This is a genomic window from Candidatus Symbiobacter mobilis CR (assembly GCF_000477435.1).
Classification (GTDB): domain Bacteria; phylum Pseudomonadota; class Gammaproteobacteria; order Burkholderiales; family Burkholderiaceae_C; genus Rhodoferax; species Rhodoferax mobilis.
On sequence record NC_022576.1, the window covers coordinates 179,759 to 203,142 of the forward strand.

The following is a 23,384-nucleotide window of genomic DNA, read 5'->3' on the forward strand; positions in this document are numbered from 1 at the left end:
CAATATTATGCGGCCATGATTTCATCAATGGACTTACCACGCTTCGCTGCAATTTCAGCAGGGCTATGAACCTTGCTTAATGCATCGAGTGTTGCACGGACGAGGTTGTAGGGATTTGTCGAACCATGGCTCTTTGCCACAATGTCCGTAATTCCCATCACTTCAAATACCGATCGCATCGGACCACCTGCTATGATGCCCGTACCCTTTGGGGCTGGACTCATCATCACTCTGGAAGCGCCGTGCTGACCAAATACCTTGTGATGAATAGTACCGTTCTTAATGGAAACTTTGCGCTGATTTTTTCGCGCTTCTTCCATGGCTTTTTGTACAGCAAGCGGAACTTCTTTCGACTTGCCTTTGCCCATCCCCACAGACCCATCTCCATCGCCAACGACGGTCAATGCTGCAAATGCGAGCACACGGCCACCTTTGACAACTTTAGTCACGCGATTGATGGCAATCATCTTTTCGCGCATACCATCTTCAGGCCCTTCGACTTTATTGGGCAGTTTTGCTTGAATCTTAGACACAAATCTCTCCCAACTCAGAACTGTAGACCGGCTTGTCGTGCAGCTTCAGCCAATTCTTTGACTCTTCCGTGGTAGGCATACCCAGATCGGTCAAAAGCCACTTTATTGATACCCGCCTGTAATGCTCTTTCAGCAATGCGGGTGCCTACGATCTTGGCGCCATGCACGGTGCCCCCTGGGCGCTTGGGCGTTTTTGTCGTATTCCCTGTAGCTTCTGCACCTTCCTGAATAAGGTCGGTAGCGGAACTATGAGCAGAATGAATGCCATCTGACAACATTTTGCGAACTTCCGGTTCCACAGTCGATGCCGAGCTCAAAACCTTGGTTCCATCAGCAGAAATCAACGATGCATAAATATGGCAATTGGATCGATGTACGCACAACCGCACTACTGACTGCTCAGCAATGCGCTTGCGAGTTTGCTTTGCACGTTGCAAGCGTTTATTTTTTTGGTCATCTTTCATGGGAAACCCTTATTTTTTCTTCACTTCTTTGATGACTATTTGTTCATTTGCGTACCGTATACCTTTACCTTTGTATGGCTCTGGCGGACGTACCAAGCGAATTTCCGCAGCAATCTGCCCTACTACTTGTCGGTTGGATCCCTTGACAATAATATCTGTAGGTGTGGGAGTGGCTACACTGATTCCAGCAGGCATATCCATCTCTACAGGGTGGGAATAACCCACTGTGAGCGTCAGTTTGGTACCTTGCGCTTGCGCTTTGTAGCCTGTACCAACCAGTTGTAGTTTTTTCTCGAATCCAACATGCACACCAGTTGCCATGTTTTGGATGAGTTGACGTAGTGTTCCAACCATGGCTGTATTCGTTGCCATCGCGCCCTTAGGCGGATTGTGCTTACAACAGATATGTTGAAACTCGGCTTCCCCAGCAACTTGGGACTCACCTTTGTTTACCAACGACACCAGCACATCAGGGTGCAGAGTCTGGCTGAGCACTCCAAGTGGGCCACGAACGGTGATGGTCTCCGAAGTCAAGGTGACTTCCACACCTGTGGGAATTCGTACAGGCAGTTTTCCTACTCTAGACATATTTGTACCCTAGTCTCATGCGACATAGCAGAGGATTTCACCGCCTAAACCGCAGGAGCGAGCTTTCCTGTCGGTCATGACGCCCTTGGGGGTAGTCACAATAGCTATTCCAAGTCCGTTCAGAACGGTGGGGATCGCCTGAGAACCACGGTATACACGCAACCCAGGCCGACTGACACGTTCTATTCGATCTATCACTGGCTTGCCCGCATAATACTTAAGGACGATCTCAATAGTGGAACCCCCTTGGCCTGGTGTGGGCGCAAGAAGCTGATATCCGTCAATATACCCTTCCTCAATGAGCACTTTCAGGATAGCAATCTTCAATTTGGAGGAAGGCACCGTCACGGTGGGCTTGGCGACAGCTTGCGCATTGCGGATGCGTGTCAACAAGTCGGCGATGGGGTCGCTCATACTCATGGATTAGACTCCTCGATTCACCAACTGGCTTTGATCATGCCGGGAATTTCCCCGGCGAAAGCCATCTCGCGGATTTTAGCGCGAGCCAGCTTGAACTGTGCGAAGGTGCCACGAGGGCGGCCTGTAATTCCGCAGCGATTCCGTTGCCTGGTGGGATTGGCATTTCTGGGCATTTGCTGTAATGCACTACGCGCTTTCAACTGATTTTCTTCGCTTTGACTGGTATCAGAAAGAATTTGCTTCCATTCTGCATATTTTTTTGAAAACTTTGCTACCAATCGATCTCTCTTGAGCTCACGCTCTATCAGCGATTTTTTTGCCACAAAACACCTCAGTTCTTGAACGGAAAACGGAAGCCGGAGAGGAGGGCTTTGCACTCTTCGTCCGATTTGGCCGTCGTAGTAATGCTGATGTCTAAACCACGCAAAACATCTACCTTGTCGTATTCGACCTCAGGAAAAATGATTTGTTCCTTGACACCAACGTTGTAGTTTCCCCTGCCATCAAAGGCTCTTCCAGATATTCCACGGAAGTCCCGTACCCGAGGGAGGGCGACGGTAACAAAGCGGTCGAGGAATTCGTACATCCGCGTTCCCCGCAAGGTCACTTTGCACCCGACTGGGTAGTCTTCTCGGATCTTGAACCCAGCGATGGCTTTCTTGGACTTGGTCACGATTGGCTTTTGGCCTGCAATCTTGGTCAAGTCGCTGACTGCGTTTTCCATCACTTTTTTGTCTGACACAGCCTCACCGACACCCATGTTCAAGGTGATTTTGGTGAGCCGCGGTACTTCCATCATGGACTTGTACTGGAACTTGGCCATCAGCTCAGGGACGATTTTTTCCCGGTACAGCAGTTGAAATCTTGCCGATGTCATTGTTCACTCCTAGCAATTTCCTCGCCAGTGGACTTGTATGCGCGCACACGTTGACCACTTTCCAGGATGCGGATTTTCACTTTGTCTGCTTTGCCGGTTCCAGCATTGAAGATTGCGACATTGCTTTGGTGGATCGGCATGGTTTTGGAGTGAATCCCTCCTTCTTTTTCCCGATGCGGATCGGGGCGTTCATGCCGAAGTACCTGGCTTACACCGTCTACGACCAAATAGGAATCGTCTACACGCGCAAGCACTCGTCCAATTTTTCCTTTGTCGATGCCAGTCAAGACGATGACTTCGTCTCCTGTTCGTATCTTGTTCATCGGTAGCGATCCTCAAATGACTTCAGGAGCGAGTGAAACGATTTTCATGAACCGCTCGGTGCGCAATTCCCGCGTAACTGGTCCGAAGATCCGAGTTCCGATAGGTTCCAATTTGGTATTCAGCAAGACGGCTGCATTGCCATCGAAGCGAATCAGCGAGCCGTCACCGCGACGGATTCCCTTGGCAGTGCGAACGATGACTGCGCTGTACACGTCACCTTTTTTGACACGGCCACGCGGAGCTGCTTCTTTGATGCTGACTTTGATGATGTCCCCAATGCTGGCATACCTGCGCTTGGATCCGCCGAGCACTTTGATGCACTGCACGGACTTTGCGCCAGTGTTGTCGGCGACTTGGAGTCGAGTTTCTACTTGAATCATGGCTTGTCTTCCCAACTTGTTCTGGCTGCCTTGTCGATGCGATGCCAGTCAGTTTTGGGCCTGTTGCATGGCGTATGTGCTGACAAATTCATGGTTGCTCATGATTGCCGACACACCGCCACAGTAGGTAGGACGGGCTTCATTTCCACAATGAACGAGCATGTGAAAACGAAGCCCACGATTATGCATGAAAAATCCCGCTGGAATCGATGCACGCTGCGGTGTTTTTTTTCTTGCATGGTCGAAATGCACCATTCGCACCGTTCCCCCCTCATTGCCTCTTTTTTTGTAGCAGCAAAGTCCAAGCGCGTTTTGGCCTACTTGCATGCGTATCCGAGGTGTGGTAACGCTGTGCTAATCTTCGCTAAACGGTTGTTTCCCCTTTTTTTCCTGCCGTCTGGCGGAGGTGTCCCATGCGTAGACGATCCCCCCTCAACCATGTCTATCGCACTGTATGGAACCAGGCTTTGGGAGCAATGGTGGCTGTTGCGGAAATCGAGCGCAGCCACATTCGTGCGGGGGGAGCGGCTTCCTCGGCTCCGAGCGCTCCGCAACGCTGGCCATCGTGGCCCGTTTTGCGGCCCTTCGCAGCAGCAGCCTTGGCGTGCTGGCTTGCACAGCCCGCGTGGGCCAATCCCAGCGGCGCAGTGCCCGTGGTGGGTTCGGCCACGTTGCAAGCGCAGGGCAATCGCCTCACGGTGACGACTCGCAATGGCCCTGGCTTGGGCTATTCGGCCATCGACTGGCAGCGGTTTTCGATCCCAGCGGGGCACACAACTTTTTTCCAGCAACCCAATGCGTTGAGTACGTCGATCAACCGCGTCGTCACCGCCACCCCATCGCAGATTTTTGGCACGCTGGGGAGCAATGGGCGGCTCGTCTTGGTCAATCCCGCTGGCATTGCCGTTGGCGCTGGCGCTGTCGTCGATACGGCGGGATTCACTGCTGCCGCCATGCGTATGACCGATGCCGACCTGTTGCAGGGGCGCCTGCGATTCGGCGATGCAGCGCAGTGGGGTGGGCAGATGGCCGGCACGGTCTCTGTCGCGGGCAACGTGCTTGCACGCAGTGGCGACGTATTTCTATTGGGTAGCGATGTTTCCACCGCGCCGGGGGCGCTGATTCAGGCTCCCAACGGTTCGGCGGTTCTTGCGGCAGGTCAACAGATCGAGATCACTGCAAGAGGGCTGGAAGGCATCGTCCTCCATGTCCAAGCTCCACAAGATCGAGCGCTCAATCTGGGGATTTTGGCAGGCAACGCCGTTGGCATTTTTGCCGGGACGCTTCGCCACAGCGGCCAAATCACTGCCTACACCGTCGCACAGGATGGGGGCAGGGTGGTGCTGCGCGCCCTGGGCGATGCGGTGATTGATGGGGCAGGGCGTATCGACGCGAAGGGCGCCCACGGTGGCAAGGTTGATGTACTGGGTTCGCGCGTCGTGCTCGCAGACCAAGCGACTGTCGATGCGTCCGGCACCCATGGCGGCGGGACGATCCGCGTCGGTGGCGATTGGCAAGGCAAGAACCCGGCCGTTCCCAACGCGCAGACTACCGATGTCGGCGCCCAGGCCGTGTTGCGTGCGGATGCCACGCAGAACGGCAATGGCGGCACCGTCGTCGTTTGGTCCGATGGCCACACCCGTGCATTCGGAACCATCTCCGCACGCGGCGGCGCAACGGGCGGCGACGGCGGCAAGGTCGAGACTTCCGGCAAAGGGGTGCTCGAATTCCGCGCCAAGATCGATACGAGTGCGCCCCAAGGCCAAGTCGGCCAAGTCTTGCTCGACCCCGTCCACATCCGTATCCGTGCCGACTTGCCGGACATCGACGGCAACGGCGCTGTGGGGGATGACCTCAGCGACCCCGCGCAGCTTGGTACCGCAGAAACGTATCCCGAGGCGGACAGCGTCATCACCAGCGGCGCGATCGAAGCCTTGCTGCCCGACAACGATGTCACCCTGTCAGCTTCGCAAGATATCGATATCGAGTCCTCGATCTATCGTGCCGAGGGCGGGGCAGCGCGCACCCTGTCGATGCTCGCCGGGGGCAAGATCACCCTGCATCCCGAAGTCACCGTCGCCGGAACGCCGGGAAACCCCCTGCATGTCACGATGCATGCCGGTGGGGCGGGCAGCAGCCTTGCGGGAACCATCGACAACCAAGGCGGGTTCACCACGCTGGCTGGCGACTATTCCCTCGCAGGCAAGCTGGCCAATGGCACCTTGGTTGCGGCGACGGGTTCGCAGTTGGCGCTGACCAGCCTTTCGGGATCCTTGCGCCATCTGGCCATTGGCAGCGACGTACACATCGGCGGCGAAGCGCTGCACATCGAAGGCGGGTTGGCGCTGGCCGAAGGGATCCAGTTCGATACGGGCGGCAACACCGTGTACCTGTGGAGCGACCAGCCCGGCAGTGCTGCCGATGTCGCGATCCATCTTGCCGAAGGGGCCAGCGCAGCCACGTTGGCGCACACTGGTTCCCTGGTCGCGAAGGGAACCGGCGTCACGATTGGGGAAGGGGTGACGGTACAAGGCAGCGGCGCATTGCGCGCTGATCCTTTTGAGGGCAGTCGGTGGACCAATTACGGTCTCATCGACAACGATACCGGCGACATCCTGCGCATTGCCGTTGACCATTTCTATCACTACGGCACGCTGCGCGCATCTTCCGGCACGATAGAGATCGACGTGGCAGATGCCGGGGCGGCATCCGGGAGCGTGGTGGAAGTGCTGGGTGGTGCGTGGCTCTCCATCGCACAGGGATGGGCGATCGACGGCGCATTGCATGTGGAAGACTCGGCTACGTTGTCGGTACAAGCGGGAACCCTGGCGTTGCGCGGCAGCTTCACGCACATGGGCACGGTAGACATTGCTGCGGGCGCCACGCTGACCAAAGCAGAGGGATGGACGAACCAAGGCATCCTCTCCGGCGCGGGCACCATCGTCGTCGGTACCGGGGATGCCGCGCTGCGTAACGAAGGCACCATCGCCCCGGCTGGCGAGGGGAACGTAGGCTCGCTCCATGTGCAGGGCGATGTGTTGCTGGGTGCTACCTCCCATTTGCAGGTCGATGTGGGATCGCAGGAAGAACCCCGCTCCGACGTCCTTGATGTTGCTGGCGACGTCACCCTGGCCGGAACGGTGGCGGTGTCCCTCATGCCGGGGTACGTTCCCCAGAACACCGATGCATTCCCGATGCTGGCTGCCACGGGCGCATCCATCGGCACTTTCGATGCTTCCACCGTGTTGTCCGGGTTCGAGGTTGGGTACGGGCTGTACACCGGCGAAGCAGCGCGGTTGATCTATCCAATCGACGGCAGTGCGGTCGTTTTCACCAATGCCAGTGGCGGGCTGAATTGGGCGACCCCTGGCAACTGGAGCACGGGCCAATTGCCGGGAGAGCAGGATGCAGCGTATATCTATTCCGGGCTGGCGGTCACGCACTCCAGCGGAACGGACACCATCGCTGCGCTTGCCATCGCCAACGGCAATTCGCTCAAGGTCTCCGGCGGTGCGCTCACCGTTACGGGTTCGACCAGCCTGGGCGGAACACTCACCGTCACCGCAGGCACTGCCACGCTCCAAGGCCCAGTGCATGGTGGAACGACCGGCGCAATCGCCCTCCAGGGCGGTACGCTGAACGTCGAAGGGGCTTCGTCGATCCATTCCTACACCCAGTCTGGTGGCACCCTCGCCGGGGCGGGCGCACTGCAAGTGAATGGGGCGTTTTCGTGGTCGAGCGGAACGATGACGGGAACGGGACACACAACCGTGGCGGCGACGGTGGACAACGGCGTGGTGTTGACATCGCCATATGGCGTGACCCAACCCGTGTTGACCCGCACCTTGCACAACCTGGGAACCATTCACCACGAGAAGGAGTACTACGCCAGCAGTCTCACCATCAACGAAGGTGGCGTGCTCGACAACCAAGGGGAATACTGGTTCGTTGCCGACACAGGCATTGCGGGAACGGGCGGCGTTATCCGCAATACGGGGTTGTTGGGCAAGAAGGGCGGAACCGGAGATTCCGTCCTGACTGCCGAATTACAAAGCGATGGTGGATCCTTTGTGGTCGATACCGGAAAGATTCGTGCGGCAGCCGGGTTTTCCCACACGGGGGCAGGCACGCTTGACGGCCACCTCGCCATATCTGGCGGTAGCGGGGTAGCTTCCGGCAAGCTCAATGGCATGGGGACGCTCGAAGTGGCGTCCAACGCAACGTTGACGATGGGCGCGTCCGGGTTGGAAGTGCCCACCTACAAACAGACTGGGGGTACCCTGAACGGCGAAGGAAACCTGACCGCCACCACCGGCTTCTATTGGTCGAGCGGGACGATGGATGGAACGGGCAGGACGATCGTTGCCGAGGATGTCGATGCTGGAATCATCCTGACTTCGGAATACGGTGTTGCGCAGCCGGTGCTCACCCGCACCCTGCAAAACCTGGGAACGATTGTTCATAAGGGGGCTTATTACAACGGCAGTCTCGTCATCAACCAAGGCGGCAAGCTCGACAACCAAGGCGCGTACTGGTTCGATGCCGACACAAGCATTTCCGGGGCGGGAGGCGAGATCGTCAACACCGGCATCTTTGGCAAGAGCGCAGGAACCGGGGTCTCCAACGTCAGCGCGACGATCACCAACCAAGGCGGAACGATCCAGGTCGATACCGGCAAGGTGCAAGGCACTGCGGGCTTTTCGCACACCGGTTCGGGCTGGCTGGATGGGCATCTGGTCATTGCCGCAGGCAGCAGTACGGCGACTGGGGATTTGCAAGGATCGGGAACGCTGGAGCTTGCAGGCGGTGGCTTGACCGTTGGCGCCGAAGGCTTCGACGTTCCGGGGTACCGCCAGACAGGCGGAACGCTGGACGGCGCCGGTGATCTATCCGCCTACGCAGGTTTTTTCTGGTCTAGTGGAACGATGACCGGAGCGGGCAAAACCATTGTTCGCGACACAGTGATCGACGGGCATATCCAAACTTCCCCCTATTCCACCTTGCAGCCGGTGTTGTCGCGCACACTGCAAAACTGGGGAACGATCCACCACGACAAGGAGTACTACGCCAGCAGTCTCGTGATCAACGACAACGGCGTGCTCGATAACCGGGGCTATTACTTCTTTACTGCGGATACCGGCATTTCTGGAACCGGCGGTTCCATCGTCAACACCGGCACGTTCGGCAAAAGCGGAGGGTCAGGGACATCATCGGTCAGCGCGGCAATCCAGAACGATGGAGGGATCCTCCAAATCGATAGCGGAACGATATACGCTGCCGCAGGGTTTGGGCATAGCGGCGACGGAACCATCCTGACCGGGCGCTTGGCCGTCACGTCTGGCAGTGGCATAGCCACGGGCACCCTTGCGGGAACGGGGACGCTCGATGTGGCCGGGGGAACCCTGACGGTGGGCGCTGACGGCTTTGCCGTGTCGAACTACCGGCAAACGGGCGGCAGGCTCGACGGCGAAGGCGATCTCCATGCCACCGAAGGTTTCTACTGGTCGAGCGGGACGATGGCGGGTATAGGCAAGACAGTCGTCGATGCCCCCGTTGCCGATGGAACGATCCATACCGTCGAATACGCGACGACCCAGCCCGTGCTCGAACGCACGCTGGAAAACTACGGAACGATCCACCACGAAAAAGGCTACTACGTCGGCAAGCTGACGATCCAAAACGGCGGGGTTCTCCACAACGCGGGCACATTCCTGTTCGACGACGACACCGGGTTTGCCGGGACGGGTGGATCGGTCGTCAATACCGGCACCTTCGGCAAAAGCGCCGGAACAGGCACTTCTACCGTCAGCGCGAGCGTGCAGAACACGGGAATGATCCACGTGGCCAGCGGGGCGCTCGGGCTGACCGCGCCGCTGACCCAGCAAGGCACGGTGCAGGTCGATGCATCGGCTACGTTAAGCGCCACCGCCTTCACCAACGAAGGAACCATGCAGGGTATGGGGACGGTCAGCGTGGGCACTGGGCAAACCCTCGTCAATGTCGGAACGATTGCACCAGGGACAGCCCGAACCACAGGCGCCTTGGCGATCACCGGGAACCTTCAGCTTGCGGAAGGGTCGGTGCTCGACATCGATGCCATGGGCGCTGAGGTCGGAGCCTACGACCGGCTTCGCGTCACAGGCACTGTGGCGTTGGGCGGTGCGCTGCGCGTCAGCCTGCCGTCGGAGCACCCCCTGGTGCTGGGAGACGCACTGCCTATCCTGACCTCGACAGGCACATCCAGCGGCACTTTCGCCGATACCACCAGCTTGCCCACGCAGTTTCAGGTTGGGTATCGCCTTGCGACTGGCGAAACCGCAAGGCTCATCTACAGCGGCGAACCGGGAACGGTGACGTTCACCAATGCTGCCGACACGCTGGATTGGTCCACCCCCGGCAACTGGAGCACCGGCGCGCTCCCCACGGCCAGTGAAACTGCCTTGCTCAGTACTGGGGTAGCCGTGGCGCACACGGCGGGGGAGCACAGCATTGCAGGCTTGCGGATCGATGCGGACAACGCGCTCAATATTTCCGGCGGTTCGCTTACCGTCACCGAGGGCGCGACGGTGCGTGGCACTCTGGGGGTATCGGGAACGGGTACCGCGACCTTCTCTGGCCAATTCGATGCGCAACAAGGGGGCGTGGTACAGGTATCCGGGGGCACGCTGCGGCTGCAGCAGGCGTCGATGGCTTCGGCCTTGACTGTCACCGGCGGGAGCATCGTCGCGGACGATTCGCTGGTCGTCGATGGCAGCTTCCACCAAGATGGCGGCAGCATCACTGCTGCAAGGTACTTCGTCGCCAAGCAGGTGGAAGACACGATCGTCGCAGGCAACGTCCTTGCGCAGCAAGGGCTGGTGCTGGATGCGCCGGGCTTGTCGATCCTGGGCCAGGTTCGTTCGCAATCCATCGAATTGCACGCGGATTCGCCCATTGTGCTGGGAGAGGGCGGTAGCGTTGTGGCCGGGTTGGGTTCCGATGCAGGCTGGGGTGCGCTGATGCTGACTTCGCACTCTGCGCAGGCCCCCGTGCGGGTGGGAACGGGTGGGTTGATCAGTGGGACGTTGCTGTCTGCACCCGGCGGTACGGGCCGGTTCCAGGCGCCCGTCGCGATGATCCACTCTCCGCTGGAGCTGGACATCGCCGCAGATTTGCAATTGGGTACGGAGATCAAGCTCGGGCTGTTGGCGCCGCGCATCGACATCGCTGCCAACGTCGAAGCCCGTTACATCGAACTGCATTCGGATACGGCGCCGACGGTGGCTGCGGGCGCTACGGTGACTGCTTCCGGCAGGCCAGAGTACGGGGAGGAGGGTACCGTCACCTTTGCGCCGTTCACCAAAAACGCCCCGCTCGTCGTCACTGCGGCGGAAGCCGCCAAAGTCTCCCTGCCAGGCGGCGCAGGCAGCTACCAAGCGCAAGGCGTGCAGTATCAGAGCGAATCGGCACTGACCATTGAGGCCGCTCCCAGCGGGATGGAACGTCTATCGCTCTTCGCTCCGCTGGTCGCTATCCAGGGTGACGTGCAGGTCCAGCACATCGGCATCCAGGCAGACACATTGACCGTGGCCGAAGGCAAGACGGTGCGTGCCACGGACGGAAGCAATGACGCGTTTTGGGGGGATATCGGCTTTCAGATGTACACCCAGACTCGTGCGCTGGAGATCGGCGCTGGCGGGCTGGTCGATGGGTTAGCGCTGTCCGGGCTGGGTGGCGGTGGCGCTTTCCAGGCAGCGGCGTTGTATTTCGCCAGCGGCAGCGGCATCACGATGCATACGGCGCCGGAAGGGATGCAGGCCATCCACCTGTCCGCGCCGCAGCTCCATATCGAAGACGATTTGCGTGCCCCGATCATCGAGTTCACGACGGATCATCCGGTCGATGTCACGGCAAGCAAGACCATCGTTGCCCAGGCGTCGGAAGGGGTGGGGGGTGTCGAATCCTTCCTGCGCTTTGCTCCGTACAACTACACCGAATCCCTGGTGCTGGGGGACGCAAGCTGGGTAGACGTGGCCACGCTGTCCGTTCCTGGTGGCGCGGGGACTTTCCAAGCCAACCACATGGCTTTTGTAAGTCAAGGTACCCTGACCGTTCGTGCCGTCCCCACCGGGTTGGGGCAATTGACGCTCGATGCCGCCGCCTTGCAGATTGAGACGCCGATTGAGGCCACCGCACTGCATCTCGGCGTTAGCGCCAGCCCGCTGGAATTGGCGTATGGCGTGCATGCGCAGACGCTGGACATCGTCGCTCCCCAAGGGCTGCATAACGTGGGGTATCTCTCCGGCATCGGCAAGATCGATGTGGGCAGCGGGGAAGCGGGTATGCGCAACGATGGCACGCTGGACCCCGGTGGTACGGGCAGGCTGGGGGCCTTGTTGATCGACGGGGACTTGCAACTCGGCACCGGTTCCGTGTTGCAGGCTGACCTGGGCGGCACGGTGACCGCGCCGGAATCCGACGTGTTGCAAGTGTCCGGGGAGGCCACCTTGGCAGGGACATTGCAGACCACCACGATGCCTGGCACAGCGTGGAACGAACAGAGCTTTGATCTGATCCAGGCAGGCAGCGCGATAGGCGGCTTCGAGACCCTGGCCGTTCCCAGCGGCGTGAACGGCGCCATCGTGGGAACGACGTACCGGCTGACGCACACCGGCATATCCTGTACCGGCGTGTGTTGGGACGGCGGCGCCGGGCTGAACACCACCTGGGAAAACCCCCTGAACTGGACGGGCAATGCCTTGCCCGGCGAAGGAAGCTGGGTGCAAATGGGGCTGGTGGCGGGCGTCGAAGCGTCCCTGTCCACCGAGCAACGCATCCAAGGCATTTCCACGGCTGCGAACAACCACTTGCGCATCGTCGAAGGGGGCAGCCTTTCCCTGCTGGCTACCGATGGGACTTCCCTGTTCGAGGGCGATTTGCGGCTGCAAGGGGGCCAAGTCACCGCCAGTGGGCTGTTGATGGGAACCGGGGTGCTGCAAGTCGATGCCGGGACGCTGCACGTGGGAGGAACGAGCGCCCGGTGGGGCGATTTGCGGCAAACGGGTGGCAGCATCGAAGGGGCGGGATCGCTGACCGTCACGCGCAGCTTCCAGCACAGCGGCGGGGTGATTGCTGTCGATGGGGCCGTGCAGATCGCGCAGTCCGAGGGCGACTTGGATGTGGGCAGCATTCGCGCTGCGTCGCTGGCTCTTGCTGCGCCGCTGGGGCAGATTACCCAGCACGCGCCGCTGGAGTTGCAAGGCACGCTGGAGGCAGGCGCACGCGATGGCATCGTGCTCGACGACACCGGCAACCGCTTTGCTTCGCTGCGTGCAAGCAATACCGGAGCAGGAATGGTCTCCCTGCACAGCGGGAACAACTTGACCGTCATCAACCTCGCCAACGCCGGTGGAAACCTGGCAGTGACCAGTGCGCAAGGAATGACATTGCTGGGCGATGTGCATGCCACAGGCACGCTGGAATTGCGGGCAGAAGGTGGTGTACTGCGGCAGGATTCCGGCGTGGTGACCAACGCCATGGAACCGGCCGCACAACACAGCATTCGCCTGCGTGGCGATTCCATCACCCTGCAAGGGGGGGTGCAGTCTTCTGGCAGCATCGTGCTGGAAGCCCCTGGCGGGGTAAATTTGCTTGGGCTGGGCAGTGGTGGATGGATCGACGACACCTATTTCGAATACCAGCTTCCTTTTGCCTTCACCTACTTTGGTACCGAATACACCAAGGCATTCATTACCACCAACGGGCTGATCACCTTCGATGTGGGCACAGGTTCCTATGGCGATTCGGTAGCCGATCTTGCCGGGATGAAGGCGATAGCCCCGGCGTGGAACGACTGGGTGCTTCAGGCCAACGCTGGCAAGGACATCCGCATCGCCCCCAGTGCGGGCAATTTCTCGGTGGTATGGGATGTGGCCCGGTACGGGTACCCGGTCAATGCCAGTGCTCCGGCTGCCATCTTCGAATCGGTGCTGCGCCCGGATGGCAGCATCCAGTTCCATTACGGTGATGCGGTCAACAGCACTTTCGCTGGGGACGTAACCATCGGCATCTCGAACGGCATGGGCACCGTGCTGCCATCGGCCTTGATGGAGCGGGCGGATTTCAGCCTGGACCATCTGCCTTCGACGACCTACACCCCCAACGGAGAAGGCGGCTATATCGAAACGGTCCACGCGGGCAGCGAGCCTGTGTCGGCCTTTGGAACCATCTCCGGCAGCGCGTTGCTGGGGCAGGGTTCGGGGCAAGTGGTGTCGACCCCAGCGATGCTCGACATCCGCGCTGGCGGTGCCATTGCGGCGCCATCGCAGCTTGTGGCGGGAACCTTGCAGTTCGCTGCGGTGGGCGGTGCCTCGTTCACCGGCGACAACGCTTTTGGCGCCATCGCTGCGTCCAGCAATGTAGGCGTTGAAGGGCAGTCGGACATCATCATCTACAACCGCCAAGGCACATTGGTCCATATCCAGGGACTCCAAAACCCCGCCGGGGCCATCACGGTTTCCAACATCGGCGGGCTGTCTTTGTCTGGAACGGTCAGCGCGAACGGGGATGTGTCCTTGGCTTCGCAGACCGGTGCGATCACCCAAAGCGCGCCGGTCGTTGCCGGGGGGCTGTCGACGTCTTCTGCCGACGGGGCCACGTTTACCCACGACCTCAACCAAGTGCGGGCATTCCAGGCGCATAACACGGGTTCTGGAACGATCGACTTCGCCAACCGGGGGCTGCTGTCGGTTGGGGTCATTGACAACGAAGCGGGCGCAGTGCGCGTGGCCAACAACGGCGCCATCGACGCACTCACGCTGGTTCGCGCGCAGGGCAGCGTCGAGCTGTCTGCCATGGGCATCACCGGCGGCAGCGAATCGGCCATTCGGACGAACGGCGGGGTGCTCCACCTGACGGCGACGGGGCTGCAAGGCATTGCGCTGGGCCAGGTTTCGACGACATCGACAGGCGACGCAGGCGATATCACGCTGCGGGCGGAAGTGGGCAGCATTGCCATCGGGGCCATCGACGGCCGGGGCGCGGACAGCCCTGCCAACCGTGGCGGCAACGGTGCGACGGTGATGCTCGATGCGGAAGGCGCGGTCACGGTAGGCAGCATCGACACCGTCGGGGGGATTGGTGGGGCGGATATGGAGGGCACGCGCGTCTTCCCGGGCGGGCATGGAGGGGAGATTGCGATCACGGCCCGTTCGCAAAATTGGGATCCGGCTGCATCGCCACCTGCTGCGGGCGCTGGCGATGTGGCGTCGCTACTGGCCAGCAAGGTCGGTGTCGTGCGCGCCATGGGGGGGGCTGGTGGGGTGGGTGCTACCGAAACTGCTGCGTGGGGAAGCAGTGGCGCCGTGTTGCTTGACGTGGCGGGCGATCTTGTGCTGGAAGGCGGGATCACCGCCATCGCAGGCGACCGTGGCGCGGATGTCGCGTTGCATAGCGGGGGCACCCTGACGGTTGCAGGCGCTGTGCAGGCGCAAGCGGTCGATGTCACAGCCGGGGCTTTCACCTTGGCGGGGGGGGACTGGGCACAGGTGGGCACCGCGCTTCCACGCTTTGAGGTAGGGGCTTTTTCGATCACTGGCGGCACCTTCCTGCGTGCTCTGGGCGGCGCGGGCACCGTGGAATCCCCCTACCAATTGGCGGATCTGTACGGCTTGCAGGGGGTGGGGACGATGCCCGACCGCTCCTTCGCGCTTACGCAGGACTTGGATGCCCAAGCCACCGCGACATGGAACGCCGGGGCGGGCTTTCAGCCGCTGGGCAGTGCGCAAACTCCCTTTGCGGGGGCGTTCGACGGCGGCTACCACGTCGTGCGCGGGCTGCATATCCAGCGTGCCGATGCAGCAGACGTCGGCATGTTTGGCGCGACTGCGGCAGGGGCGGTGATCCGCAATCTGGGCCTGGTTGATGCTGCCATCGTTGGCGGTACGCATGTGGGCGCATTGGTTGGCGTCCATGCCGGAGCCATCGCGCAAAGCTATGCCACTGGCGCGGTGCGCGTGGCGGGTGTTGTGGAAACTGGCGCTGGGGAAGGCGCTGGTGGCCCCAGTGGCGGGGGGCTGGTTGGCACCAACACAGGCAGCATCGACCATAGCTATGCGACCGTCGGGGTTGCCACGGATGCGCAGGTCGTTACCGATGTCCTGCTGGGTGGGCTGGTTGGTTCCAACACGGGCGCTATCGCCCATAGCTACGCGGCGGGAACCACGCAAGGCGGTGGGCTGGTCGGCAGCGATACGGGCACGGTACGCGCCAGTTTCTGGGCTATCGATGCAGCGGGCACCGAGGTCTCTGCGGCAGGGGAGGGGCTGGATACCCCTTCGTTGCACGCCATGGCCAGCTATGCCGCGTGGAACGACGAGGTTCCCAGCGCCATTGCCGCCACGGCGGGCAGCGCTGCGTTATGGCGCATCTATGAAGGGCAGACTGCGCCGTTGCTCGCGGGCTTTTTGCGGCCGCTGACGCTGTCTGACGTAACGCTGACCTACGACGGCGCCGTGCAAACGGGCGCTACCTACGATCACATTACTGCGGCCAGTGGGCGCAACGCGGGAACATACGCTGCGTATTCCGATCAGCAGGGCTATGACATTCAGGGTGGCGCGCTCACCATTGCCCCCAAGATGCTGACTGTGACCGGGCGCCTCGACGTGGCGGACAAGGTGTACGACGGAACGACGATCGCGGTGTTGCGGGCGGGAACATTGCAGGTCGCCGGGTTCGTCGATGGCGACGAGGTCGCCCCGAAAGTGGAGAGCGCAACGTATGCGGACAAAAACGCCGGGACGAACAAGGTCGTCACCGTTACAGGCGTAGGTTTGCAGGGGAACGACGCCGGGAACTACGTGCTCCCCGCAGACGTATTGCCCGAAACGCTCACTCTGGCGGGGAATATTCTGCCCGCCACAGTGACGCTGGAAGACTTTGCGGTGCAAAGCAAGGTGTACGACGGGACTACTGATGCAGTCGTCGTTGATGGCTGGTTCTACGGCGTGCTGGAAGGCGACGACGTGGAGATTGCCGGCGGCGTAGCCCGCTTTGAGAACAAAGACGCAGGCACGGGCAAGACGGTGACGTTAGGCGACGTGATGTTGGATGGAGCGGATGCCGAGAACTATGTGGTTGATGTGGAGACATTGACCACCCACGCTGACATCACGCAGCGCACGCTAAAGCTTGAAGGCTTTGCAGCAGCCAGTAAGGTCTATGACCGCACCACCGATGCCGAAGTGACCAGCACCGGTGCGTTGAGCGGGGTGCTGGAAGGCGACGCGGTAACAGTTTCCGGCGGCGTAGCCCGCTTTGATACCAAAGACGCAGGCACGGGCAAGACGGTAACGTTAAGCGACGTGATGCTGGATGGAGCGGATGCGGGGAACTACCACATCGAAGTCGGCGAAGCCGGAACGCTGACTACCCAAGCCGACATCACGCAACGCACGCTAAAGCTCGAAGGCTTTGCCGCAGCCAGCAAGGTGTACGACCGCACCATCAATGCCGAAGTGACGAGCACCGGTGCGTTGAGTGGCGTGCTGGAAGGCGACGCGGTGACGGTGTCCGGCGGCGTAGCCCGCTTTGAGAACAAAGACGCAGGCACGGCGAAGGTGGTGACGTTAGGCGACGTGATGTTGGATGGAGCGGATGCCGAGAACTACCTCGTCGATACGGAAACGCTGACTACCCAAGCCGACATCACGCAGCGCACGCTAAAGCTCGAAGGCTTTGCCGCAGCGAGCAAGGTGTACGACCGCACTACCGATGCCGAACTGGCGAGCGCCGGGGCATTGAGTGGGGTGCTGGAAGGCGATGCGGTGACGGTTTCCGGCGGCGTAGCCCGCTTTGAGAACAAAGACGCAGGCACGGGCAAGACGGTAACGTTAAGCGACGTGATGCTGGATGGAGCGGATGCCGGGAACTACCACATCGAAGTCGGCGAAGCCGGAACGCTGACTACCCAAGCCGACATCACGCAACGCACGCTAAAACTGGAAGGCTTTGCCGCAGCCAGCAAGGTGTACGACCGCACTACCGATGCCGAAGTGACCAGCGCCGGTGCGTTAAGCGGGGTGCTCCAAGGCGACGCGGTAACAGTGTCCGGCGGCGTAGCCCGCTTTGAGAGCAAAGACGCAGGCACGGCGAAGACGGTAACGCTTAGCGACGTGATGCTGGATGGAGCGGATGCAGGGAACTACCTCGTCGATACGGAGACGCTAACCACCCACGCCGACATCACGCAGCGCACGCTAAAGCTGGAAGGCTTTGCCGCAGCCAGCAAGGTGTATGACCGCACCACTGATGCCGAACTGGCGAGCGCCGGGGCATTGAGTGGGGTGCTCGAAGGCGATGTGGTGACGGTTTCCGGCGGTGTAGCTCGCTTTGATACCAAAGATGTAGGCACGGCGAAGACGGTAACGCTAAGGGACGTGATGCTGGATGGAGCGGATGCAGGGAACTACCTCGTCGATACGGAGACGCTAACCACCCAAGCCGACATCACGCAACGCACGCTAACGCTCGAAGGCTTTGCCGCAGCGAGCAAGGTCTACGACCGCACCAGCGATGCCGAAGTGACTAGCGCCGGGGCGTTGAGTGGCGTGCTGGAAGGCGACGCGGTAACAGTTTCCGGCGGCGTAGCCCGCTTTGAGAACAAAGATGCAGGCACGGCCAAGGCGGTAACGCTCAGCGACGTGATGCTGGATGGAGCGGATGCGGGGAACTATCACATCGAAGCCGGGACGCTGACCACTCATGCCGACATCACCCCCCGCACGGTGAAGCTGGAAGGCTTTGTCGCAGCAAGCAAGGTGTACGACCGCACTACCGATGCCGAAGTGACCAGCGCCGGGGCGTTGAGCGGGGTGATCGAAGGCGATGTGGTGACGGTGTCCGGCGGCGTAGCCCGCTTTGAGAACAAAGACGCAGGCACGGCCAAGGTGGTGACGCTCAGCGACGTGATGCTGGATGGAGCGGATGCCGAGAACTACCACATCGAAGCCGGAACGCTGACCACCCAAGCCGACATCACGCAACGCACGCTAAAGCTCGAAGGCTTTGCCGCAGCGAGCAAGGTGTACGACCGCACTACCGATGCCGAACTGGCGAGCGCCGGGGCATTGAGTGGGGTGCTGGAAGGCGATGCGGTGACGGTTTCCGGCGGCGTAGCCCGCTTTGAGAACAAAGACGCAGGCACGGCGAAGGTGGTGACGTTAGGCGACGTGATGTTGGATGGAGCGGATGCCGAGAACTACCAAATCGAAGCCGGAACGCTAACCACCCACGCTGACATCACGCAGCGCACGCTAAAGCTGGAAGGCTTTGCCGCAGTCAGCAAGGTATACGACCGCACCACCGATGCCGAAGTGACCAGCGCCGGGGCGTTGAGTGGCGTGCTGGAAGGCGACGCGGTAACAGTTTCCGGCGGCGTAGCCCGCTTTGATACCAAAGACGCAGGCACGGGCAAGACGGTAACGTTAAGCGACGTGATGCTGGATGGAGCGGATGCCGGGAACTACCACATCGAAGTCGGCGAAGCCGGAACGCTGACTACCCAAGCCGACATCACGCAACGCACGCTAAAGCTCGAAGGCTTTGCCGCAGCCAGCAAGGTATACGACCGCACTACCGATGCCGAAGTGACCAGCGCCGGTGCGTTAAGCGGGGTGCTGGAAGGCGACGCAGTAACAGTCTCCGGCGGCGTAGCCCGCTTTGAGACCAAAGACGCAGGCACGGCGAAGACGGTGACGCTAAGCGACATCATGCTGGATGGAGCAGATGCCGGGAACTACCAAGTCGAAGCCGGAACGCTAACCACCCACGCTGACATCACGCAGCGCACGCTAAAGCTCGAAGGCTTTGCCGCAGCGAGCAAGGTGTACGACCGCACTACCGATGCCGAAGTGACTAGCGCCGGTGCGTTGAGCGGAGTGCTGGAAGGCGACACCGTGTCAGTCTCCAGCGGTACCGCCTATTTCGACACCAAAGACGCAGGCAAGTCCAAAACCGTTACGCTTACCAACTTCGCGCTGGAGGGAGACGACGCCAGCAACTACGTGCTCGAAGGCACGCCTTCGGCCTTGGCCGACATCACCCCCCGCACCGTGGCCCTGGAAGGATTTGCCGCTGCCAGCAAGGTCTACGACCGCACCACCGCTGCGGAAGTGACCACGACCGGTACCTTGCAAGGAGTGATCGAAGGCGACGCCGTGGCGATCTCCGGCGGCGTAGCCCACTTTGATACCAAGGACGTGGGCGCGTCCAAGACAGTGACCTTTACCGGCCTCGCGTTGGCAGGGGAAGACGCCAGCAACTACGTGCTCGAAGGCACGCCCACGGCCTTGGCCGACATCACACCCCGCACCGTAACCTTGGCAGGATTTGCCGTAGCGAATAAGGTCTACGACCGCAGCGCCGCAGCGCACATCACGAACACCGGGGCGTTGAGCGGGGTGCTGGAAGGCGACGAGGTGGCTTTTGCCTACGACGGCGCAGAGTTTGAGAGCAAGGATGCAGGCCAAGGCAAAGTCGTTACCTTGACAGGCCTAGCCTTGACGCAGCCGGACGCAGCGAACTACGTCCTGGCCGAAGAACCGGTCACCACCACTGCCAATATCGACAAAGCCACGCTGGTACTCACCGGCGGCCTGGTGGCGCAGAGCAAGGACTACGACGGATCGACACAAGCCGCTATTGCCGCAGAACAGCCCGATATCAACGGATTGTTGGGCGGTGATGATGTGGGCATCTTGGCAGTGGTGGGCAACTTCCTCGACAAAAACGCCGGGCAGGGCAAGCCCGTCAGCCTGACCACTGTCGAACTGGCTGGCGCGGATGCCACCAACTACGAAGTGGATTACTCGGCCGTCACGCTTACTGCGGATATCACCCCCCGGGATACCGCCGTCTGGACGGGAACGGGCAATGGTTCGTGGAACGACCCCACCCAGTGGGAAGGGGAAGTGCTGCCCGATGGCGCCAATGTGCGGGAAGTCGTCATTCCCGTCGGGGCGACGGTGATTTTTGACGGCAGCACCACCGCGACGAGCCTGGAATCGATCGACAGCCAAGGCACCCTGCTGCTCCAGGGCGGGAACCTGACGGTGGCGCAAAGCCTGGCTACCGCCGACTACCGCCAGACAGGCGGTGTGTTGATGGGCAATGCCTCGGTCACGATCACGGGGGATTTCGTCCAGCAAGGCGGCAGCATCGACGTCGAGGGCGATGTCGCCATTCGCCAGCTCTTGGGTGACTTGAGCGTGGGGGACATTCAAGCCCATGCGATCACGTTGCAGGCTCCCAGCGGGCAGTACGTGCAAAGCGGGGCACTGGTTGCCGAGGGTGCCATCGTCATCGAACAGGCGCGGGGCAATTTGACCGTTGGCGCCGTGCAAGGCCAAAGCCTGACGCTGCGCGCCCCGCAAGGCGGCATTGCCCAGTCCGGCGCGGTGGCGATCACGGGGCGAGTCAGTACCACGTCTGCCGATGGTGTCACGCTCACCCATGCCGGCAACCAACTCCGCAGCTTCGATGCTGTGGTGACGGGCGCCGGGGACATCATGCTGACCAGCCAGGGGATCGTCGAACTCGGAACGGTACGCACCCAGCGTGGCGACATCGTCGTGAAGAACACCGGGGGCGTGCGCACTGGCGACGAGGAAGTGCAGGCCCGTGCGGGCAGCGTGCAGATCGTTGCCAACAGCCCCTTGACGATTGGCACAGGTGGGCTGCAAGCGAGCGGGGACATCACGCTGACTGCGACGAATACCACCAGTGCGGGCGACATCCGCATCAATGGCCCGGTGCGTTCGCTACTCGGTTCCGTCGTGCTCGATGCGGCGGCCAGTTATACGCAGAACAGCGCGGTATCTGCTGCATCGGCGGTGCGGGTCAGCGCGCAGGGGGCCATGACCTTCGGGCCGCTGGCCATGACGGATGCGAAGCTCGTCAGCTATGTACAGGCCGGGGTCGTGGTCACTCCGCCACCATCGCAACAGGCTTCGGTGATTACGCCGGCGGTGGAACAAGCCCAGGCGGAGACGGTTACGTTCACCGACCATTTCCGCGACGTGCTCGATATGCAGGTCTTCCAGCCGATGGCTCCCTTGGCGGTGTTGACCGAGCAATTGGCGATGCTGGCTGCAGAAGACTTTGCGATGGGGCGCGCCATGCCGGAGTTGGCCGAAGGATTTGATCCGCTGTTGGGGCCGCCCTTGGGGCCGGATGACCCCAGGCAGCCCGGGGAGGAACGCCCGGTGATGCAGGGCGATGGGGAACCCGCGCTGCAAGACGAAGAACGCGCACTGCACGATGCGCAACCTGACGAGGCCCCACCCAGTGGCCCGGCCAAACCCAAAAAAGACAAATCCATCATCGTGGTAGAGGGGGCAACATGCACGCGCTAACTAAGCTGGAAAGCAAGTGGGACAGCCGACTACGCAGCACGCTGCGCGGGCTGGCAGGGTGCATCGCGGCGTTGCCAATGCTGGCAATTGCGGCGACTGCTGTGCCGCAAGCTGCGCCAGCCACCCCGGCTGGCGTGGTGGAGTTCGCGCGCGGGGTCGGTTTTGCGCAGACGAAGGAGCAAACGCCGCGCACGCTGGGTAAGGGCATGGCGTTGAGCGAAGGCGACCGGCTGACGACTTCCGACGGCGCGGCGGCCATCATCCGTATGGAAGATGGAACGAGGATGACGCTGCGGCCCAACACCGAAATGGTGGTGCAGAAATACCAGTACCGCGAAGGCAATGCCGAAAACGGCATGGTGATGCAATTGCTGCGCGGGGGGTTCCGCGCCATCACCGGGCTGATCAGCAAAAACGCGCCCAATGCAGCCAGGGTGCGAACGGCGACGGCGACGGTCGGCATACGCGGAACGGACTTCGACGCACGGCTGTGCGGCGCGGAATGCCGCGAGGAATCCGCGCAAGTGAAGGTGTCGGCCCGGCCCAACCACGTTCACGCCAGCGCCAAGGTGGTGACGGCGACGGGAACGCTCCACGCGGTGGATGCCAGCGGAAAGCAGCGGGTCGTGGTGGAAGGCGCCAGCGTGTATGCAGGGGACACGCTGGTAACGGGCGCCGATGGCCGTGCGGTGCTGGTGTTTCGGGATGACAGCCGGATGACGCTGGGCGGGAACACGCGGTTCCGGGTGGAAAGCTTTGTCTACGACGAAAAGAACCCGCAAGAGGGGAATTTCCTCGTCTCGCTCGTGCGGGGTTCGCTGCGTGCATTGACGGGGCTGATTGGCAAAGCCAACCAAAAAAGTGTCCAGTTCAAGACGCCGACCGCGACGATCGGCATCCGTGGAACGGGGTTGGATTTGGAATGCCCGGACACAGCACAATCGAAAGACCCGCTGTGCAACTTCTATGCGTGGCAGGGCACGGTAGAAGTACGGCCCGTGGGCATGGATGCAGCGCATGTGCTGCAAGTGGGGCAGGGGGTGCAGATAGGCCGCGATCACCATAAGCCACTGACTGCCCCGACGCTGGAGAGCATCCCGAGGCCCGACAAGGTGCCCGTCGATCTCAAACAATTGTTTACGAGTGGGGACGTGAAGGCTGAAGACGAAGGGTTGTTCGTCTACGTGCGTGACGGGCATATCGAAGTCATTTCCAAGACCGAGCAAAAGCTCCACCTGGGGCGCGGGGAGACGGGGTTTGCAGGGGCAAGCGGCAACACTGGCCGCCCGGCAGTCACGCCGCTGTTCATCCAGTTCGACAAAGTGCCGATGCCGAACCAGGCCAACCCGATGCTCTACACGGTGTTGAGCGAGGTCAACAAGCCATCCAGCAACCAATGCCGGTAG

Annotated in this window: 11 protein-coding genes; 2 read left to right on the forward strand and 9 right to left on the reverse strand. The window is 61.1% G+C overall.

What is annotated here, in order from left to right; genetic code table 11:
• Positions 1 to 5 precede the first annotated feature (5 nt).
• From rpsE to CENROD_RS00830, 9 genes are read right to left on the reverse strand one after another with little or no spacing between them, the layout of a single operon-like run.
• Complete coding sequence (rpsE, locus tag CENROD_RS00790) at positions 6 to 533, reverse strand: 30S ribosomal protein S5 (protein ID WP_022771152.1); 528 nt, start codon at positions 531 to 533, stop codon at positions 6 to 8.
• A 14-nt stretch (positions 534 to 547) separates the two neighbouring features.
• Entirely contained in the window at positions 548 to 997 is a 450-nt protein-coding gene (gene rplR, locus CENROD_RS00795; protein ID WP_022771153.1) for a 50S ribosomal protein L18, read from the reverse strand.
• A gap of 9 nt (positions 998 to 1,006) precedes the next feature.
• Positions 1,007 to 1,585 (reverse strand): 50S ribosomal protein L6, encoded by a 579-nt coding sequence (rplF, locus tag CENROD_RS00800; RefSeq protein ID WP_022771154.1) that lies wholly within the window; start codon positions 1,583 to 1,585, stop codon positions 1,007 to 1,009.
• A 15-nt stretch (positions 1,586 to 1,600) separates the two neighbouring features.
• The gene (gene rpsH / locus CENROD_RS00805) at positions 1,601 to 2,005 is read right to left on the reverse strand and encodes a 30S ribosomal protein S8 (protein ID WP_022771155.1); all 405 of its coding nucleotides are present in this window, start codon (positions 2,003 to 2,005) and stop codon (positions 1,601 to 1,603) included.
• Between the two features lie 17 nt (positions 2,006 to 2,022).
• Positions 2,023 to 2,328 (reverse strand): 30S ribosomal protein S14, encoded by a 306-nt coding sequence (rpsN, locus tag CENROD_RS00810; protein ID WP_022771156.1) that lies wholly within the window; start codon positions 2,326 to 2,328, stop codon positions 2,023 to 2,025.
• Positions 2,329 to 2,336: 8 nt separating this feature from the next.
• Positions 2,337 to 2,882: a 50S ribosomal protein L5 gene (gene rplE, locus CENROD_RS00815; RefSeq protein WP_022771157.1), complete on the reverse strand. Its 546-nt coding sequence runs from the start codon at positions 2,880 to 2,882 to the stop codon at positions 2,337 to 2,339.
• Positions 2,879 to 3,205, reverse strand: a complete 327-nt coding sequence (rplX, locus tag CENROD_RS00820; RefSeq protein ID WP_022771158.1) for a 50S ribosomal protein L24 — start codon at positions 3,203 to 3,205, stop codon at positions 2,879 to 2,881. Before rplX ends, rplE begins: the two co-directional genes overlap by 4 nt.
• Positions 3,206 to 3,217: 12 nt before the next feature.
• Positions 3,218 to 3,586 carry a 50S ribosomal protein L14 gene (gene rplN / locus CENROD_RS00825; protein WP_022771159.1) on the reverse strand — a complete coding sequence of 123 codons (369 nt, stop codon included), beginning with the start codon at positions 3,584 to 3,586 and terminating at the stop codon, positions 3,218 to 3,220.
• A gap of 48 nt (positions 3,587 to 3,634) precedes the next feature.
• Positions 3,635 to 3,913, reverse strand: coding sequence for a hypothetical protein (locus tag CENROD_RS00830; protein ID WP_022771160.1), 279 nt, complete (start codon positions 3,911 to 3,913; stop codon positions 3,635 to 3,637).
• An 86-nt stretch (positions 3,914 to 3,999) separates the two neighbouring features.
• Between CENROD_RS00830 and CENROD_RS00835 the strand changes: the two genes are divergently transcribed.
• Together CENROD_RS00835 and CENROD_RS12250 are read left to right on the forward strand one after the other, a co-directional pair.
• Positions 4,000 to 21,978, forward strand: coding sequence for a YDG domain-containing protein (locus CENROD_RS00835; protein ID WP_022771161.1), 17,979 nt, complete (start codon positions 4,000 to 4,002; stop codon positions 21,976 to 21,978).
• Complete coding sequence (locus CENROD_RS12250; protein WP_022771162.1) at positions 21,966 to 23,384, forward strand: FecR family protein; 1,419 nt, start codon at positions 21,966 to 21,968, stop codon at positions 23,382 to 23,384. Before CENROD_RS00835 ends, CENROD_RS12250 begins: the two co-directional genes overlap by 13 nt.

Bases quoted from the DNA above. Each gene is read 5' to 3' on its own strand.
- rplR (WP_022771153.1), bottom strand. From the start codon at position 997: ATGAAAGATGACCAAAAAAATAAACGCTTGCAACGTGCAAAGCAAACT.
- rplF (WP_022771154.1), bottom strand. From the start codon at position 1,585: ATGTCTAGAGTAGGAAAACTGCCTGTACGAATTCCCACAGGTGTGGAA.
- rpsH (WP_022771155.1), bottom strand. From the start codon at position 2,005: ATGAGTATGAGCGACCCCATCGCCGACTTGTTGACACGCATCCGCAAT.
- rplE (WP_022771157.1), bottom strand. From the start codon at position 2,882: ATGACATCGGCAAGATTTCAACTGCTGTACCGGGAAAAAATCGTCCCT.
- rplX (WP_022771158.1), bottom strand. From the start codon at position 3,205: ATGAACAAGATACGAACAGGAGACGAAGTCATCGTCTTGACTGGCATC.
- rplN (WP_022771159.1), bottom strand. From the start codon at position 3,586: ATGATTCAAGTAGAAACTCGACTCCAAGTCGCCGACAACACTGGCGCA.
- CENROD_RS00830 (WP_022771160.1), bottom strand. From the start codon at position 3,913: ATGCAAGTAGGCCAAAACGCGCTTGGACTTTGCTGCTACAAAAAAAGA.
- CENROD_RS00835 (WP_022771161.1), top strand. From the start codon at position 4,000: ATGCGTAGACGATCCCCCCTCAACCATGTCTATCGCACTGTATGGAAC.
- CENROD_RS12250 (WP_022771162.1), top strand. From the start codon at position 21,966: ATGCACGCGCTAACTAAGCTGGAAAGCAAGTGGGACAGCCGACTACGC.